The organism is Pandoraea sp. NPDC090278 (genome assembly GCF_044772185.1).
Lineage (GTDB): Bacteria > Pseudomonadota > Gammaproteobacteria > Burkholderiales > Burkholderiaceae > Pandoraea.
Map to the genome: position 1 here is coordinate 1 of NZ_JBIVYJ010000008.1, position 17,461 is coordinate 17,461.

The window sequence follows — 17,461 nt, forward strand, 5'->3', positions numbered from 1 at the left end:
GCCGATGATAGTGCGGATACCCGTGTGAAAGTAGGTAATCGTCAGGCTCCCCTTAAAAACCCCTTGCTACCAACGTAGCAAGGGGTTTTTGCTTTCGGGCCGTGCACTTTGATCCCCACCGGGCGATGCCCAGTCGCCAGGCGAAAGCCCGAAGATCCACCTTCCTGATGATCAATCGATCATCCGAACTAGCCTCGATGACGCCGCGTTTCGATATTCGCGCCAATGTCGACCATGAGGCCGAGGGGATCGATGGCATCTGGCGTGCTCGATGGTCCACACGATCAAGTGGATTGGCGAATCCATGCGCGATGTGGCCCTTCGCAGGGTTCATTGAAACGATTCGAATAACTCATCCGGCCATTTACCAACGCCATTGCCGCTCCATTCCTGTTGAATGGCGCCGGTGCGGACTGTGTTGGAAGCCTTATCCGTCCGCCTTACCGCGCCTTTCTCGGCAGAAAATGACTGCTCGTGGTGCGCGCTTGAAGAGCGAAAAGGAAAACGCGCAGGCCGTATAAGACGACTCTTAAAGCGCATGGCGCAGTGCGCGATTCGACATATTGGCGGTTTATGCTGTCCGCTGTTTCGAACAGCAATATGAGCGCTTCGCATTCTCGACGCGGTGCTCACGTAGACCATAAAAAATGAACCAGATGTATGTCCCGGGGTCGCGTCTTCCTCCCGTTATCGTCGTGTCATTAGTCGACAGCCATGAGCGTCGCGCTCACATCACGGCGCAGCTGACCAAAGCGAGCGTCCCATTCAGATTCTTCGATGCGCAGCGCATTGACCAATATCCAGTGACGTACGACGAGGCGACTCGCCTCAAAATGTATTCGAGCCATCTGACGCTCGGAGAGGTGGGCTGCTATGACAGCCACTATCGCATCTGGGAAGCCCTGGCGCGGTCTAACGACGATATCTGGTGTGTCCTGGAAGACGACGTCGAGCTGACGCCTGACTTCTCCGGACGCCTTGCGGCAGCGTTGGACGTCTCGATCCACTGGGGGATCATGAGGTTGAAGGGTGGAGGGGATTCCGGGCGTTGGAAGGTGGGTGAGCTCCCGGATGGTGGCGTCCTCCATGATCACCGCAAGCAGCCTGGCGGCACGCAGGGCTATCTCATCCGTCGCGATGCCGCGTTAGCCCTGTTGGACTACGCCAAACGGATGATCCATCCGGTCGACGATATGCTGAACCGCAATTGGGAGCACGGCGTCCGCATGATCTCGATGTCGCCAGACATTGTTGTGGATGTGGGCAATGATCTCGGTACTACGATCACCGGTCGCCGAAAGGCAGAACGGAGCCTTGTGCAAAAGCTGCGCCGAGAATTCCAAATGGGGAAAGACTGCCTGAACAGTCACATGGACGTTTGGCGTAGACGCTTGTTAGCAGGCGCTCGCTGACTCCGTCTCGGCGATTTTCCGAAATTCAAGATAATCCAACAAATCAAAGAGTTGCCGCGTTCTCGTGATTTTTTTCGGGCCGCAGGCATAGAAACTGCATATTTAATGCGTGGAAGGTGTTGACAAGGCAGGGGGACATCTCCATAATTGCAAATTCTCTGCGGAGGGGTGCCCGAGTGGCTAAAGGGGGCAGACTGTAAATCTGTTGGCTTACGCCTACGTTGGTTCGAATCCAACCTCCTCCACCAGAATGCGGAAGTAATAAGCGCCGGAAACATGAGTTCTCCGGCGCTTGTTACCAAGTGGCGAGAGTCGGAATCCAAGCGGGTGTAGCTCAATGGTAGAGCAGAAGCCTTCCAAGCTTATGACGAGGGTTCGATTCCCTTCACCCGCTCCAGGTGACGCGCAGAACCAGTAGTACAGGATTCGCCCATGTGGCTCAGTGGTAGAGCACTCCCTTGGTAAGGGAGAGGTCGGCAGTTCGATCCTGCCCATGGGCACCAAAAGATAGTGAAGCGCGGCAATCAACATGCCGAGCAACCTCGGCAATAGATAACCCGTTAGGAGTCGGAAATGGCAAAGGAAAAATTCGAGCGGACTAAGCCGCACGTGAACGTCGGTACCATTGGCCACGTTGACCATGGCAAGACCACCCTGACGGCTGCTATCGCAACGGTTCTGTCGGCCAAGTTCGGCGGCGAAGCCAAGAAGTACGACGAAATCGACGCGGCGCCGGAAGAAAAGGCACGTGGTATCACGATCAACACGGCACACATCGAGTACGAAACGGCTACGCGCCACTACGCACACGTTGACTGCCCGGGCCACGCCGACTACGTCAAGAACATGATTACCGGTGCTGCCCAGATGGACGGCGCTATCCTGGTTTGCTCGGCTGCTGACGGCCCGATGCCGCAAACGCGTGAGCACATCCTGCTCGCCCGTCAGGTCGGTGTGCCGTACATCATCGTGTTCCTGAACAAGTGCGACATGGTCGACGACGCCGAGCTGCTCGAGCTGGTCGAAATGGAAGTGCGCGAGCTTCTCTCGAAGTACGACTTCCCGGGTGACGACACCCCGATCATCAAGGGTTCGGCCAAGCTGGCGCTGGAAGGCGACAAGGGCGAACTGGGCGAAGTCGCGATCATGAACCTGGCCGATGCGCTGGATTCGTACATCCCGACGCCGGAGCGCGCTATCGATAAGCCGTTCCTGATGCCGGTGGAAGACGTGTTCTCGATCTCGGGTCGTGGCACGGTGGTGACGGGTCGTATCGAGTCGGGCATCGTCAAGGTCGGCGAAGAAATCGAAATCGTCGGTATCAAGATGGACGGTGACAAGCCGCACATCGACAAGACGACCTGCACGGGCGTTGAAATGTTCCGCAAGCTGCTCGACCAAGGTCAAGCAGGCGACAACGTTGGCCTGCTGCTGCGCGGCACGAAGCGTGAAGACGTCCAGCGTGGTCAGGTTCTGGCCAAGCCGGGCTCGATCAAGCCGCACATGAGCTTCACGGCCGAAGTGTACGTGCTGTCGAAGGACGAAGGCGGCCGTCACACGCCGTTCTTCAACAACTATCGTCCGCAGTTCTACTTCCGTACGACGGACGTGACCGGTTCGATCACCCTGCCGGAAGGCAAGGAAATGGTCATGCCGGGCGACAACGTGTCGATCAGCGTCAAGCTGATCGCTCCGATCGCCATGACCGAAGGTCTGCGCTTCGCAATCCGCGAAGGTGGCCGTACGGTGGGTTCGGGCGTCGTTGCAAAGATCGTAGCTTAAGCCGGTACCTTAACGGTCCGCGCTTACGGGGTCAGCTTTTGGCAGCTGACCTCTCTGCTGTTTTAGGGGTATAGCTCAACTGGCAGAGCGTCGGTCTCCAAAACCGAAGGTTGGGGGTTCGATTCCCTCTGCCCCTGCCAAACAACTGTCTGCAAGCTGGAAATGGCGAATTCTCCCGTAGAAACTGTACGTACGACTGGCGACAAGCTGCTGCTGGCTCTGGCCGGGCTGCTGGTGATTGCTGGCGTCGTGGCGTTCTACGCTTTGGAGCAACAAGCACTGTACGTGCGCGTTGCTGCCATCGTCGTCGTTCTGGCCATCGCAGCAGGTGTTGCATTGGCATCGCAAACTGGCAAAGGCTTCCTGGCTTTTGCCAAGGATGCGTATCGGGAAGTGGGTAAGGTCGTTTGGCCGACCCGTAAAGAGGCTGCCCAAACGACCGCGATTGTCTTCGCGTTCGTCATCATCATGGCGCTGTATCTGTGGATCAGCGACAAGACGATCGAATGGGCAGTGTTCTCTTTGATTCTTGGCTGGAAGTGATATGTCTGATACCGGAGCTGCACCGAGCAAGAAGCGCTGGTACGTCATTCATGCCTACTCCGGCATGGAAAAAAGCGTAGCCAAGCAACTGCAAGAGCGCATTACGCGTGAGGGCATGCAAGATTACTTTGGTCAGATTCTTGTTCCGACCGAAGAAGTTGTTGAAACTACGGCTGGCCATAAGAAGGTCACCGAACGTCGTTTCTTCCCCGGCTATGTGCTGTGTGAGATGGAAATGACGGATGAATCGTGGCACTTGGTGAAGAACACGCCCAAGGTCACGGGCTTTATCGGCGGCACGGGCACGCGTCCGATTCCGATCCGACAAGCTGAAGTCGACAAGATCATGTCGCAAATCAAGGATGGGGTTGAAAAGCCGCGTCCCAAGACGTTGTTCGAAGTGGGCGAGCTGGTTCGAGTCAAGGATGGTCCTTTCACGGACTTCAACGGCTCGGTGGAAGAAGTGAACTACGAAAAGTCCCGCCTCCGTGTCTCCGTCACCATTTTTGGACGGGCAACTCCGGTAGAACTGGAGTTCGGACAAGTCGAAAAGATCTAAGAATAAAATGCGCCGGCGCGACGTCCGGCGCGTTTTTGCGTTGGTGACACCCGTCGCCGAGGAGCGTCAGTAGCCCGTTTTTGGTGAACGCGCGCTATGACTCAACCCCGAATATGCGCCACATATTCGTTCCGGAGTAAACCATGGCAAAGAAAATCATCGGCTTTATCAAGCTGCAGATTCCTGCAGGTAAAGCCAACCCGTCGCCCCCCGTGGGCCCGGCCCTGGGTCAGCGTGGCCTGAACATCATGGAGTTCTGCAAGGCGTTCAACGCGCAAACGCAGAGCCTCGAACCGGGTCTTCCGATTCCGGTGGTGATCACCGCCTTCGCGGACAAGAGCTTCACGTTCGTCCTGAAGACCCCGCCGGCAACGGTGCTGATCAAGAAGGCTGCCAACCTGCAAAAGGGTTCGGCCAAGCCGCACACCGACAAGGTGGGCAAGATCACCCGCGCACAAGCGGAAGAAATCGCGAAGACCAAGATGCCTGACCTTACCGCCTCCGATCTGGACGCCGCGGTTCGCACCATCGCTGGCAGCGCACGTTCGATGGGCATCACGGTGGAGGGTCTGTAATGGCTAAGATCTCGAAGCGTCAACAAGCACTGGCCGCAAAGGTCGACCGCAACAAGCTGTACCCGGTCGGCGACGCTCTGGCCCTGGTCAAGGAATGCGCAAGCGCCAAGTTCGACGAGTCGATCGACGTCGCCGTTCAACTGGGCGTCGATGCGAAGAAGTCGGACCAAGTGGTTCGCGGTTCGGTCGTTCTGCCGGCTGGTACCGGTAAGTCGGTTCGCGTGGCCGTTTTCGCCCAAGGCGAAAAGGCTGAGCAAGCCAAGGCTGCCGGCGCTGAAATCGTCGGTATGGAAGACCTGGCCGAGCAGATCAAGGCCGGCAACATGGACTTCGACATCGTGATCGCTTCGCCGGACACGATGCGTATCGTCGGTACGCTGGGCCAGATCCTCGGCCCGCGCGGCCTGATGCCGAACCCGAAGGTTGGCACGGTCACCCCGGACGTCGCTACGGCAGTGAAGAACGCCAAGGCAGGTCAGGTGCAATACCGTGTCGACAAGGCCGGTATCATCCACGCCACGATCGGTCGCGCTTCGTTTGAAGCCGCTGCTCTGCAGCAGAACCTTTCGGCACTGCTGGAAGCCCTGACGAAGTCGAAGCCGGCTTCGAGCAAGGGTGTCTACCTGCGCAAGATCGCCCTGTCGAGCACGATGGGCGTTGGCGTGCGTGTGGACCAGGCCAGCCTGTCGGCCTAAGCGATAAGTATCGCAATCGCAGGGTGATGGCGTCCCCTGCGATGGCTGAGATCCTTGAGATCGACAGCCTGTAGCAAAAGACTTTGGGCGGAAGCGGATTCTTCGGAAGACGCTTCCGGTTATCAAAGACCGTTGGCGGGAATGGGCATTCACTGACGCTCCCTTAATACGCCAGCCAACGCAGATGGCGAACCCGAACAAGTTATGCAGTCACACCGTCGCACGCGGGCAACCGGGCGCGAGGGTTGAAACTCCAGACATGTCGGTAAGCCGTTAGTGGAACGGCATCACCATGAGGTGATGTCAATTTTGGAGGTTAACCGTGGCACTTAATCTTGATGATAAGAAAGCCGTCGTGGCAGAAGTATCGGCGCAAGTCGCCGGCGCTTCGACCATCGTTGTGGCTGAATATCGCGGAATCACGGTTGGCGATCTGACGAAGCTTCGCGCCAATGCGCGTCAGCAAGGCGTCTACCTGCGCGTTCTGAAGAACACGCTGGCACGCCGTGCAGTGGAAAACACTGCATTTGCTGACCTGGCTGAGCAGATGACCGGTCCTCTGATCTACGGTATCTCGACGGATCCCGTAGCCGCTGCGAAAGTCTTGAACGACTTTTCGAAGGGCAACGACAAGTTGATCTTGAAGGCCGGCTCGTACGACGGCAAGGTGATGGACAAGGCAGGCGTGCAAGCGCTGGCCTCGATCCCGAGCCGCGACGAACTGCTCGCGAAGTTGCTGGGTGTCATGCAAGCGCCGGTTTCCGGCTTTGCTCGCGTCCTGGCTGCCGTGGCAGAGAAGAAGCAAGCGGAAGCTGCTTAATTCTCTCCCCGGTTACACGATCGCTGACTTCGGTCCGAACACAATCTAGGAGTTTTACAAATGGCAATCACGAAAGACGAAATCATCGAAGCCGTAGGCGCGATGTCGGTTATGGAACTGAACGACCTGGTCAAGGCGTTCGAAGAAAAGTTTGGCGTGTCGGCTGCTGCGATGATGGTCGCTGGCGGTGCTGCTGGCGGCGGTGCTGCTGCAGCTGCTGAAGAGCAAACCGAATTCAACGTCATCCTGGCAGAAGTCGGTGCAAACAAGGTCGGCGTCATTAAGGCCGTCCGCGAAATCACCGGCCTGGGCCTGAAGGAAGCCAAGGATCTGGTTGATGGCGCTCCGAAGGCTGTCAAGGAAGGCGTCGACAAGGCTGCTGCTGACGAAGCCAAGAAGAAGCTGGAAGAAGCCGGCGCCAAGGTCGAAGTTAAGTAATTCGGCTCTGCGCGTAGGGAAGGCTGGCGACGAAATGTCGTCAGCCTTTTTGTGCTTTCAGGAGATGCAAATCCCAAAACCGGGATTCCAAATTCGAAAGCGGGCTTGAAGCTAAGCCAAGTTGTTGAAATTGAAGTGATTTCGCTGTGCCTCGTGCGACTCGCACGGTTTCAAACGGGCGTTCGCCCAATGAGACGAGTCCAGGGACATGCGATAGCGGCCGATGTGCCGCACTGGGGAAGTAAGCGAGAGGCCAAAGAAAAAATCGCGACGGGAAGCGTATTCGATGCGTCAGGCATCGGCCCGTGACGGTTTTCTCTTTGTCTTCTGAAGCGACTGCAGAAGGCAAGTTTGGTCGGGCGACGGGCAACACAGGCATCCGTCGCCGTCAGCCAGCGGTTGGTAGCGGCCAACCACCAAGCTCGTTGCTCCGCGGCAAGCCCGCCGTGGGGGACGTCTGGTCTCAGTCGATGAACACCCGTTGGCGATGCCTGCCGTCGTCGTCATCGTAGTGATTCGGAGATCGTAATGCACTATTCCTTCACCGAGAAGAAACGCATTCGCAAGAGTTTTGCGAAGCGTCCGACCGTGCACAAGGTGCCGTTTTTGCTGGCCACCCAGCTCGCCTCGTACACATCGTTCTTGCAAGCCGATGCGCTTGCATCGGAGCGGAAGCCGGAGGGTCTGCAAGCAGCCTTCTCCTCCATTTTCCCGATCGTTTCTCACAACGGGTTCGCACGCCTGGAGTTTGTCAGCTATCTGCTTGGCACGCCTGCGTTCGATGTCAAGGAATGTCAACAGCGCGGCCTGACCTTCTGCTCGGCCCTGCGCGCCAAGGTTCGTCTGGTGATTCTCGATAAAGAATCGCCGAACAAGCCGGTAGTCAAGGAAGTCAAGGAACAAGAAGTGTACATGGGCGAAATTCCGCTCATGACCTCGACGGGTTCCTTCGTCATCAATGGCACGGAACGTGTCATCGTCTCGCAGCTGCACCGTTCGCCGGGCGTGTTCTTCGAACACGACAAGGGCAAGACGCACAGCTCGGGCAAACTGCTGTTCTCCGCGCGTATCATCCCCTACCGCGGCTCGTGGCTCGACTTCGAATTCGATCCGAAGGACATTCTGTACTTCCGCGTTGACCGCCGTCGCAAGATGCCGGTCACGATCCTGCTCAAGGCCATTGGCCTGACGCCGGAACAGATCCTCGCGAACTTCTTCGTGTTCGACAACTTCAAGCTGATGCCGGAAGGCGCACAGATGGAGTTCGTGCCGGAGCGTCTGCGTGGTGAAGTGGCTCGCTTCGACATCACGGATCGCGAAGGCAAGGTCATTGTCCAGAAGGACAAGCGCGTCAACGCCAAGCACATCCGCGACCTCGAGAACGCCAACACCAAGTTCATCTCGGTGCCGGAAGACTATCTCCTCGGCCGTGTGCTCGCGAAGAACGTGGTCGATGGCGACACCGGCGAAGTGATCGCCAACGCTAACGACGAAATCACCGAAAGCGTGCTGCTCAAGCTGCGCGAGTCGGGTGTGTCGGACATCCAGACGCTGTACACGAACGATCTGGACCAGGGTTCGTACATCTCGGCCACGCTGCGTATCGACGAGACCGCCGACAAGACGGCCGCGCGTATCGCGATCTATCGCATGATGCGCCCGGGCGAGCCGCCGACCGAAGATGCGGTCGAAGCCCTGTTCAACCGTTTGTTCTACAGCGAAGAAGCGTACGACCTGTCGAAGGTGGGTCGTATGAAGTTCAACCGTCGTGTTGGCCGTGACGAAGTGCTCGGACCGATGACGCTGGACGACGACGATATTCTCGCGACCATCAAGATCCTCGTGGATCTTCGTAACGGCCGCGGCGAAGTCGACGACATCGACCACTTGGGTAACCGTCGTGTGCGTTGCGTCGGCGAACTGGCAGAGAACCAGTTCCGCGCCGGTCTCGTGCGTGTCGAGCGCGCTGTGAAGGAACGTCTGGGTCAGGCTGAGTCGGAAAACCTGATGCCGCACGACCTGATCAACAGCAAGCCGATTTCGTCGGCCATTCGCGAGTTCTTCGGTTCGTCGCAGCTGTCGCAGTTTATGGATCAGACCAACCCGCTGTCGGAAATCACGCACAAGCGTCGTGTTTCCGCACTGGGCCCGGGCGGTCTGACGCGCGAACGTGCAGGCTTTGAAGTCCGCGACGTGCACCCGACCCACTATGGCCGCGTGTGCCCGATCGAAACGCCGGAAGGTCCGAACATTGGTCTGATCAACTCGCTGGCACTGTACGCCCGCCTGAACGAATACGGCTTCCTCGAGACGCCGTACCGCAAGGTGGAAGACGGCAAGGTCACCGACCAGATCGACTACCTGTCGGCCATTGAAGAAGGTCGTTACGTGATCGCTCAGGCGAACGCGTCGATCGGCGCCAGCGGCGAACTCACCGACGAACTCGTGTCGTCGCGTGAAGCCGGTGAAACGCTGATGGTCACGCCGGACCGCATCCAGTACATGGACGTGGCACCGTCGCAGATCGTCTCGGTCGCAGCTTCGCTGATTCCGTTCCTCGAACACGATGACGCGAACCGCGCATTGATGGGTTCGAACATGCAGCGCCAGGCCGTGCCTTGCCTGCGTCCGGAAAAGGCGGTTGTCGGTACGGGTATCGAACGTACGGTGGCCGTTGACTCGGGTACGACCGTGCAGGCGTTCCGTGGCGGTGTGGTCGACTACGTCGATGCAGGCCGTGTGGTGATTCGCGTGAACGACGACGAAGCCGTTGCCGGTGAAGTCGGCGTGGACATCTACAACCTGATCAAGTACACGCGTTCGAACCAGAACACCAACATCAACCAGCGTCCGATCGTGGAAGTGGGCGATAAGGTTGCGCGCGGCGATGTGATCGCCGACGGCGCGTCGACCGACCTGGGTGAGCTGGCGCTGGGTCAGAACATGCTGATCGCGTTCATGCCGTGGAACGGCTACAACTTCGAAGACTCGATCCTGATCTCGGAACGTGTCGTTGCGGAAGACCGTTACACGTCGATCCACATCGAAGAACTGAACGTTGTCGCTCGCGACACGAAGCTCGGACCGGAAGAAATCACGCGCGACATCTCGAACCTGGCGGAAGTGCAACTGAGCCGTCTGGACGAGTCGGGCATCGTGTACATCGGTGCGGAAGTCGAAGCCGGTGACGTGCTGGTGGGCAAGGTCACGCCGAAGGGCGAAACCCAGCTCACGCCGGAAGAAAAGCTGCTGCGCGCGATCTTCGGCGAGAAGGCTTCGGACGTGAAGGACACCTCGCTGCGCGTGCCGTCGGGCATGAGCGGCACGGTCATCGACGTGCAAGTGTTCACGCGTGAAGGCATTCAGCGCGACAAGCGCGCTCAGCAGATCATCGACGATGAACTGAAGGGCTACCGCCTCGACCTGAACGACCAGCTGCGTATCGTGGAAGGCGACGCATTCCAGCGTCTGGAGCGTTTCCTGGTGGGCAAGACCGCCAATGGCGGTCCGAAGAAGCTCGCCAAGGGCACCAAGATCACCAAGGAATACCTGGCCGATCTGGATCGCTACCACTGGTTCGACATCCGTCTGGCAGAAGACGAAGGTGCGCAACAGCTCGAACAGATCAAGGAATCGATCGAGCAGAAGCGTCACTCGTTCGACCTGGCTTTCGAAGAGAAGCGCAAGAAGCTCACGCAAGGCGACGAACTGCCGCCGGGCGTGCTGAAGATGGTCAAGGTGTACCTGGCAGTCAAGCGTCGTCTGCAGCCTGGCGACAAGATGGCCGGCCGTCACGGTAACAAGGGTGTGGTCTCGAAGATCGTGCCGATCGAGGATATGCCGTACATGGCCGATGGCCGTCCGGCAGACATCGTGCTCAACCCGCTCGGCGTGCCGTCGCGGATGAACGTGGGTCAGATTCTCGAATCGCACCTCGGCTGGGCAGCGAAGGGTCTGGGCTGGCGTATCGGCGAAATGCTGCAAGCGCACACGAAGGTCCAGGAGCTGCGCAAGTTCCTGACGAAGATCTACAACGAGAGCGGTCAGCAAGAAGATATCGACAGCCTGTCGGACGACGAAATCATGTCGTTGGCACGCAACCTGCAGAACGGTGTTCCGTTCGCGACGCCGGTGTTCGATGGCGCGCATGAAGAGGAAATCCGTCGCATGCTGGATCTGGCGTTCCCGGATCACATCGCGAAGGAACTCGGCATGACGAAGTCAAAGAACCAGGTCACGCTGTTCGACGGTCGCACTGGCGAAGCCTTCGAGCGTACGGTCACTTGCGGCTTCATGCACATGCTCAAGCTGCACCACTTGGTCGACGACAAGATGCACGCCCGTTCGACCGGTCCGTACTCGCTGGTGACGCAACAGCCGTTGGGCGGTAAGGCTCAGTTCGGTGGTCAGCGCTTCGGTGAAATGGAAGTGTGGGCACTGGAAGCTTACGGCGCATCGTATGTGCTGCAGGAAATGCTGACGGTGAAGTCGGATGACGTGACGGGTCGTACGAAGGTGTACGAGAACCTCGTCAAGGGCGATCACGTGATCGATGCCGGCATGCCGGAATCGTTCAACGTGCTGGTCAAGGAAATCCGTTCGCTCGGTATCGATATCGACCTGGAGCGCGGTTAATCGCGTTCAGGCAACAGGAGAAAGCAATGAAAGCTTTGCTCGATCTATTCAAGCAAGTCCAGCAGGACGAACAGTTCGACGCGATCAAGATCGGTCTGGCTTCGCCGGACAAGATCCGCTCGTGGTCGTTCGGTGAAGTGAAGAAGCCGGAGACGATCAACTACCGGACCTTCAAGCCCGAACGCGACGGTCTGTTCTGCGCCAAGATCTTCGGTCCGATCAAGGACTACGAGTGCCTTTGCGGCAAGTACAAGCGCCTGAAGCACCGTGGCGTGATATGCGAGAAGTGCGGCGTTGAAGTGACGCTGGCCAAGGTGCGTCGTGAGCGCATGGGCCACATCGAACTGGCTTCGCCGGTCGCGCACATCTGGTTCCTGAAGTCGCTCCCGTCGCGTCTGGGCATGGTGCTCGACATGACGCTGCGCGACATCGAACGCGTGCTGTACTTCGAAGCATATGTGGTGCTCGAGCCGGGCATGACGCCGCTCAAGCGTTGCCAGATCATGACCGAAGAGGATTACTACAACAAGGTCGAGGAATACGGCGACGAATTCCGTGCCGAGATGGGCGCGGAAGGCGTGCGCGAGCTGCTGCGCTCGATCGACATCGACGCACAGGTCGAGCATCTGCGCGCCGAGCTGCAAGCCACGGGCTCGGAAGCCAAGATCAAGAAGTACGCCAAGCGCCTGAAGGTTCTTGAGGCATTCCAGCGCTCGGGCATCAAGCCCGAGTGGATGGTGCTCGAAGTCCTGCCGGTGCTCCCGCCTGAGCTGCGCCCGCTGGTGCCGCTCGACGGTGGCCGCTTCGCGACCTCGGACCTGAACGATCTGTATCGCCGCGTCATCAACCGTAACAACCGTCTGAAGCGTCTGCTCGAGCTGAAGGCCCCGGACATCATCGTGCGCAACGAAAAGCGCATGCTGCAAGAGTCCGTGGACTCGCTGCTCGACAACGGCCGTCGCGGTAAGGCGATGACCGGTGCGAACAAGCGCCCGCTCAAGTCGCTGGCCGACATGATCAAGGGTAAGAGCGGTCGTTTCCGTCAGAACTTGCTGGGTAAGCGCGTTGACTACTCGGGCCGTTCGGTGATTACCGTGGGCCCGACGCTCAAGCTGCATCAGTGCGGTCTGCCGAAGCTGATGGCGCTCGAACTCTTCAAGCCGTTCATCTTCCACAAGCTGGAAGTGATGGGCGTGGCCACGACCATCAAGGCCGCGAAGAAGGAAGTCGAGAACCAGACGGCGGTGGTGTGGGACATCTTGGAAGAGGTGATCCGCGAGCATCCGATCATGCTGAACCGCGCACCGACGCTTCACCGCCTGGGTATTCAGGCGTTCGAGCCGGTGCTGATCGAAGGCAAGGCAATTCAGCTTCACCCGCTGGTTTGCGCGGCGTTCAACGCCGACTTCGACGGTGACCAGATGGCTGTTCACGTGCCGCTGTCGCTCGAAGCGCAGATGGAAGCGCGTACCCTGATGCTGGCCTCGAACAACGTGTTGTTCCCGGCTAACGGCGATCCGTCGATCGTGCCGTCGCAGGATATCGTGCTGGGTCTGTACTACGCGACGCGCGACAAGATCAACGGCAAGGGCGAAGGCCTGTCGTTCATCGACGTGTCCGAAGTGCTGCGTGCGTACGACAACAAGGAAGTCGAACTGGCTTCGCGCGTGAACGTGCGTATTACGGAGTACCTGGTCGACGCGGAAACGGGCGAGAAGACGCCGAAGATCACGCTGTACCCGACGACCGTCGGCCGCGCGATCTTGTCGGAAATTCTGCCGCCGGGCCTGCCGTTCTCGGTGCTGAACAAGTCGCTCAAGAAGAAGGAAATCTCGAAGCTGATCAACACGGCGTTCCGCCGTTGCGGTCTGCGCGAGACGGTGATCTTCGTCGACAAGCTGATGCAGTCGGGCTTCAAGCTCGCAACGCGTGCCGGTATCTCGATCTGCGTCGACGACATGCTCGTGCCGACGAAGAAGGAAGAGCTGATCGGCGAAGCGTCGAAGAAGGTCAAGGAATACGACCGTCAGTACATGTCGGGTCTGGTCACGTCGCAAGAGCGTTACAACAACGTCGTGGACATTTGGGGTGCTACCGGTGACGCCGTGGGTAAGGCGATGATGGAGCAGCTCTCGAAGGAAAAGACCACCGACCGCGATGGCAACGTCGTGGATCAGGAGTCGTTCAACTCGATTTACATGATGGCCGACTCCGGTGCTCGCGGTTCGAGCGCCCAGATTCGCCAGCTCGCCGGTATGCGTGGCCTGATGGCCAAGCCGGACGGCTCGATTATCGAGACGCCGATTACCGCGAACTTCCGCGAAGGCCTGAACGTGTTGCAGTACTTCATCTCGACCCACGGTGCACGTAAGGGTCTGGCCGATACGGCACTGAAGACGGCAAACTCGGGTTACCTGACGCGTCGTCTGGTCGACGTGACGCAGGATCTGGTCGTGGTCGAAGACGACTGCGGCACGAGCAACGGCGTGGCGATGAAGGCGCTGGTCGAGGGCGGTGAAGTGGTCGAAGCCCTGCGTGACCGTATCCTGGGTCGTGTGGCTGTGGCCGACGTCGTGAATCCGGAAACGCAAGAGACGGTGTACGAAGCCGGTACGCTGCTCGACGAAGACATCGTCGAGAACATCGAAGCGCTGGGTATCGACGAAGTGCGCGTGCGCACGCCGTTGACCTGCGATACGCGTTTCGGTCTGTGCGCACTGTGCTATGGCCGTGACCTGGGTCGCGGTTCGCGTGTGAACGTCGGCGAAGCTGTCGGCGTGATCGCAGCACAGTCGATCGGTGAGCCGGGCACGCAGTTGACGATGCGTACGTTCCACATCGGTGGTGCGGCATCGCGTGCGGCAGTGGCCTCGTCGATCGAAGCCAAGTCGAACGGTACGGTTCGCTTCACGGCAACCATGCGTTACGTGACGAACGGCCGCGGCGAGCAGATCGCGATCTCGCGTTCGGGTGAAGTCCTGATCACGGACGATCACGGTCGTGAGCGCGAGCGTCACAAGGTGCCGTACGGCGCGACGCTGCTGCAACTGGACGGCGCACAGGTCAAGGCCGGTGCCCAACTGGGTACGTGGGATCCGCTGACGCGCCCGATCATTACCGAACACGGCGGTTTCGCCAAGTTCGAGAACGTTGAGGAAGGTGTCACGGTTGCCAAGCAGATCGACGATGTGACGGGTCTGTCCACGCTGGTCGTGATCGATCCGAAGCGTCGTGGTCCGGCGTCGAAGAACGTGCGTCCGCAGGTCAAGCTGCTCGACGAGAACGGCGTGGAAGTGAAGATCCCGGGTACGGATCACCCGGTGACGATCGGCTTCCAGGTCGGCGCACTGATCACCATCAAGGATGGTCAGCAAGTGCCGGTGGGTGAAGTGCTCGCACGTATCCCGACTGAAGCGCAGAAGACGCGTGACATTACCGGGGGTCTGCCGCGCGTGGCCGAACTGTTCGAAGCGCGTGCACCGAAGGACGCCGGCATTCTGGCCGAAGTCACGGGTACGACGTCGTTCGGTAAGGACACGAAGGGCAAGCAGCGTCTGGTCATTACCGATCTGGACGGCAACCAGCACGAATTCCTGATTCCGAAGGAAAAGCAGGTGCTGGTGCACGACGGTCAGGTGGTGAACAAGGGCGAAATGATCGTGGACGGCCCGGCCGACCCGCACGACATCCTGCGTCTGCAGGGTATCGAAGCGCTGTCGCGCTACATCGTCGATGAAGTGCAGGACGTGTACCGCTTGCAGGGTGTGAAGATTAACGACAAGCACATCGAGGTGATCGTTCGCCAGATGCTGCGTCGTGTGCAGATCACCGACAACGGCGATACGCGCTTCATCATCGGCGAACAGGTCGAGCGTTCGGACATGCTCTACGAGAACGACGCCATGAACGCCGCGGACAAGCGTCCGGCGCAGTACGAGAACGTGCTGCTGGGTATTACGAAGGCGTCGCTGTCGACGGATTCGTTCATCTCGGCTGCATCGTTCCAGGAAACGACGCGCGTGCTGACCGAAGCCGCCATCATGGGCAAGAAGGACGACCTGCGTGGCCTGAAGGAAAACGTTATCGTTGGCCGTCTGATCCCGGCAGGTACGGGTCTGGCGTATCACAAGGCCCGCAAGGCCCGTGAATCGTCGGATCGCGAGCGTCACGACCAGATCGCTCTGGAAGAGGCGTTTGCCCCGATCCCCACTTCGGTGGAAGAGCCGACGGCAGAGTAAGCCGGACGCGGGCGGCGCTGGCGCAAGCCGGCACCGCCGATTCGGCACTGCGCTGTATCGCTGTACCGTAGTATGAAAGCGGCACCCTTTGCGGGGTGCCGCTTTTCTTTTGCGCGACGGTAAAACATGGTGCCGACGCCCATCCGAGGCAAACTTCCGTCATCGCAATGTCGTTTTAAGTGCTTGAAATGACGATATAATTTTCGCTTCCCTAAGCGATGTGGCGTAACTTTCTACGAACCGGAATATGGCGATAACTCCTGTAATTCTGTGCGGCGGTAGTGGTACACGTTTGTGGCCTTTGTCGCGAGCCAGCTATCCAAAGCAGTATCTCGCGCTCGCCGGTTCGGACACATTGCTCCAGCAGACGGTCAAGCGCGTCGGCGCGCTCGACGGCGTGGCCGCCCCGCTGATCATCTCCAACAACGAACAGCGCTTCCTCGTGGCCGAGCAGTTGCGCGCGATCGACACGACGCCGGGCGCTATCGTGCTCGAACCTGTAGCACGCAACACTGCACCGGCCGTTGCGGCGGCGGCGCTGGTGGCCTTGCGTCAGGACGCCGATGCCACGTTGCTCGTGCTGCCTTCCGATCACGCCATCACCAACGAGGCCAAGTTCCTCGAAGCGGTGCGCGCGGCCAAGACGCTGGCCGACGACGGCTATCTCGTCACCTTCGGCATTCCGCCGACATCCCCGCACACCGGCTACGGCTACATTCGCCGCGGCGCTGCCACGCAAGTGTGCGCGAGCGGGTTCAACATCGACCAGTTCGTCGAGAAGCCGGACGCCGACAAGGCCGCAGCACTCATCGCCGCTGGCAACTGCTACTGGAACAGTGGCATGTTCATGTTCAAGGCATCGGCGTATCTCGATGAACTCGAACGCCTCGCCCCGGCGATGTTCAAGCAGGTGAAGGTGGCGGTGGAGCAGGGCGTGGTGGATATCGACTTCTTCCGTCTGGACAAGGCGAGTCTCGAAGCCTGCCCGTCGGACTCCATCGACTATGCCGTTATGGAGAAGGCGCAGCGTGCCGCTGTGGTGGATGCCGACGGTCTGGGGTGGAACGACATCGGTTCGTGGTCGGCGGTGGCGGAGATTGCCGAGCGTGACGAGAACGGCAATAGCCTGATCGGCGATGTCGTGACGCACGGTGTGAAGAACAGCTATGTCCGTGGCGAGAGCCGGATGGTCGCGGCCATCGGTGTCGAGAATCTCGTGATCGTGGAAACGCCGGACGTCGTGCTGGTCGCGTCGAAAGATCACGTGCAGGACGTCAAGCGCGTGGTCGAGACGCTGATCGCCCAAGGCCGCTCGGAGTCGGTGTTCCATCAACGCGTGTTCCGTCCGTGGGGAGATTACGAAGGCATTTGCGTGGGCGACCGCTTCCAGGTGAAGAAGATCGTCGTGAAGCCGGGCGCTTCGCTGAGCTTGCAGATGCACTTCCACCGCTCGGAGCACTGGATCGTGGTGAAGGGCACGGCGCGTGTGGTGAACGGCGACACGACGACGCTGCTGACTGAGAACCAGTCGACGTACATTCCGCTGGGCACGACGCACCGTCTGGAAAACCCGGGCCGCGTGCCGCTCGAACTGATCGAAGTGCAGTCCGGCGCGTATCTGGGCGAAGACGATATCGTCCGCTTCCAGGACGACTACGGCCGCACGAAGTAAGCACGAAGTAAGCACCGAGCAGTCCCGCTCGCCCCGGTAAAGGGGCGAGCCGCATCACGAAGGCACGCGCAGCACACAAGCCGTTGTTCGAT

The 17,461-nt window shown here is 59.3% G+C and carries 11 protein-coding genes and 4 tRNA genes; all 15 read left to right on the forward strand.

Annotated elements, in window-relative coordinates; genetic code table 11:
• Nucleotides 1–647: 647 nt before the first annotated feature.
• The 15 genes from ACIQWO_RS24215 to ACIQWO_RS24285 all read left to right on the forward strand — a co-directional run bounded on the left by ACIQWO_RS24215 (nt 648) and on the right by ACIQWO_RS24285 (nt 17,369).
• A complete protein-coding gene (locus ACIQWO_RS24215) occupies nt 648–1,412 on the forward strand; it encodes a glycosyltransferase family 25 protein (RefSeq protein WP_402829673.1) in 765 nt (254 codons plus the stop codon).
• Nucleotides 1,413–1,574: 162 nt separating this feature from the next.
• A tRNA-Tyr gene (locus tag ACIQWO_RS24220) sits at nt 1,575–1,660 on the forward strand.
• Between the two features lie 75 nt (nt 1,661–1,735).
• A tRNA-Gly gene (locus ACIQWO_RS24225) sits at nt 1,736–1,809 on the forward strand.
• Nucleotides 1,810–1,840: 31 nt separating this feature from the next.
• Nucleotides 1,841–1,915 (forward strand) — tRNA-Thr (locus ACIQWO_RS24230).
• Between the two features lie 70 nt (nt 1,916–1,985).
• Nucleotides 1,986–3,194: an elongation factor Tu gene (tuf, locus tag ACIQWO_RS24235; protein ID WP_233328418.1), complete on the forward strand. Its 1,209-nt coding sequence runs from the start codon at nt 1,986–1,988 to the stop codon at nt 3,192–3,194.
• A gap of 64 nt (nt 3,195–3,258) precedes the next feature.
• Nucleotides 3,259–3,334 (forward strand) — tRNA-Trp (locus tag ACIQWO_RS24240).
• Nucleotides 3,335–3,356: 22 nt separating this feature from the next.
• The gene (secE, locus tag ACIQWO_RS24245; protein ID WP_039393786.1) at nt 3,357–3,737 is read left to right on the forward strand and encodes a preprotein translocase subunit SecE; all 381 of its coding nucleotides are present in this window, start codon (nt 3,357–3,359) and stop codon (nt 3,735–3,737) included.
• Between the two features lies 1 nt (nt 3,738).
• On the forward strand, nt 3,739–4,296 hold the full coding sequence (gene nusG / locus ACIQWO_RS24250) for a transcription termination/antitermination protein NusG (protein WP_039393784.1): 558 nt from the start codon (nt 3,739–3,741) through the stop codon (nt 4,294–4,296).
• Nucleotides 4,297–4,439: 143 nt separating this feature from the next.
• Entirely contained in the window at nt 4,440–4,871 is a 432-nt protein-coding gene (gene rplK / locus ACIQWO_RS24255) for a 50S ribosomal protein L11 (protein ID WP_039393782.1), read from the forward strand.
• Nucleotides 4,871–5,566 carry a 50S ribosomal protein L1 gene (gene rplA / locus ACIQWO_RS24260; RefSeq protein ID WP_046290063.1) on the forward strand — a complete coding sequence of 232 codons (696 nt, stop codon included), beginning with the start codon at nt 4,871–4,873 and terminating at the stop codon, nt 5,564–5,566. Before rplK ends, rplA begins: the two co-directional genes overlap by 1 nt.
• Nucleotides 5,567–5,888: 322 nt before the next feature.
• Nucleotides 5,889–6,386, forward strand: a complete 498-nt coding sequence (rplJ, locus tag ACIQWO_RS24265) for a 50S ribosomal protein L10 (protein WP_046290062.1) — start codon at nt 5,889–5,891, stop codon at nt 6,384–6,386.
• A 60-nt stretch (nt 6,387–6,446) separates the two neighbouring features.
• A complete protein-coding gene (rplL, locus tag ACIQWO_RS24270; RefSeq protein ID WP_046290061.1) occupies nt 6,447–6,824 on the forward strand; it encodes a 50S ribosomal protein L7/L12 in 378 nt (125 codons plus the stop codon).
• A 528-nt stretch (nt 6,825–7,352) separates the two neighbouring features.
• Nucleotides 7,353–11,459, forward strand: coding sequence for a DNA-directed RNA polymerase subunit beta (gene rpoB / locus ACIQWO_RS24275; protein ID WP_150666800.1), 4,107 nt, complete (start codon nt 7,353–7,355; stop codon nt 11,457–11,459).
• Nucleotides 11,460–11,485: 26 nt separating this feature from the next.
• On the forward strand, nt 11,486–15,697 hold the full coding sequence (gene rpoC / locus ACIQWO_RS24280) for a DNA-directed RNA polymerase subunit beta' (RefSeq protein WP_402829683.1): 4,212 nt from the start codon (nt 11,486–11,488) through the stop codon (nt 15,695–15,697).
• Nucleotides 15,698–15,944: 247 nt separating this feature from the next.
• Nucleotides 15,945–17,369, forward strand: coding sequence for a mannose-1-phosphate guanylyltransferase/mannose-6-phosphate isomerase (locus tag ACIQWO_RS24285; protein WP_402829686.1), 1,425 nt, complete (start codon nt 15,945–15,947; stop codon nt 17,367–17,369).
• Nucleotides 17,370–17,461 lie beyond the last annotated feature (92 nt).

Bases quoted from the DNA above. Each gene is read 5' to 3' on its own strand.
- ACIQWO_RS24215 (WP_402829673.1), top strand. From the start codon at position 648: ATGAACCAGATGTATGTCCCGGGGTCGCGTCTTCCTCCCGTTATCGTC.
- tuf (WP_233328418.1), top strand. From the start codon at position 1,986: ATGGCAAAGGAAAAATTCGAGCGGACTAAGCCGCACGTGAACGTCGGT.
- secE (WP_039393786.1), top strand. From the start codon at position 3,357: ATGGCGAATTCTCCCGTAGAAACTGTACGTACGACTGGCGACAAGCTG.
- nusG (WP_039393784.1), top strand. From the start codon at position 3,739: ATGTCTGATACCGGAGCTGCACCGAGCAAGAAGCGCTGGTACGTCATT.
- rplK (WP_039393782.1), top strand. From the start codon at position 4,440: ATGGCAAAGAAAATCATCGGCTTTATCAAGCTGCAGATTCCTGCAGGT.
- rplA (WP_046290063.1), top strand. From the start codon at position 4,871: ATGGCTAAGATCTCGAAGCGTCAACAAGCACTGGCCGCAAAGGTCGAC.
- rplL (WP_046290061.1), top strand. From the start codon at position 6,447: ATGGCAATCACGAAAGACGAAATCATCGAAGCCGTAGGCGCGATGTCG.
- rpoB (WP_150666800.1), top strand. From the start codon at position 7,353: ATGCACTATTCCTTCACCGAGAAGAAACGCATTCGCAAGAGTTTTGCG.
- rpoC (WP_402829683.1), top strand. From the start codon at position 11,486: ATGAAAGCTTTGCTCGATCTATTCAAGCAAGTCCAGCAGGACGAACAG.
- ACIQWO_RS24285 (WP_402829686.1), top strand. From the start codon at position 15,945: ATGGCGATAACTCCTGTAATTCTGTGCGGCGGTAGTGGTACACGTTTG.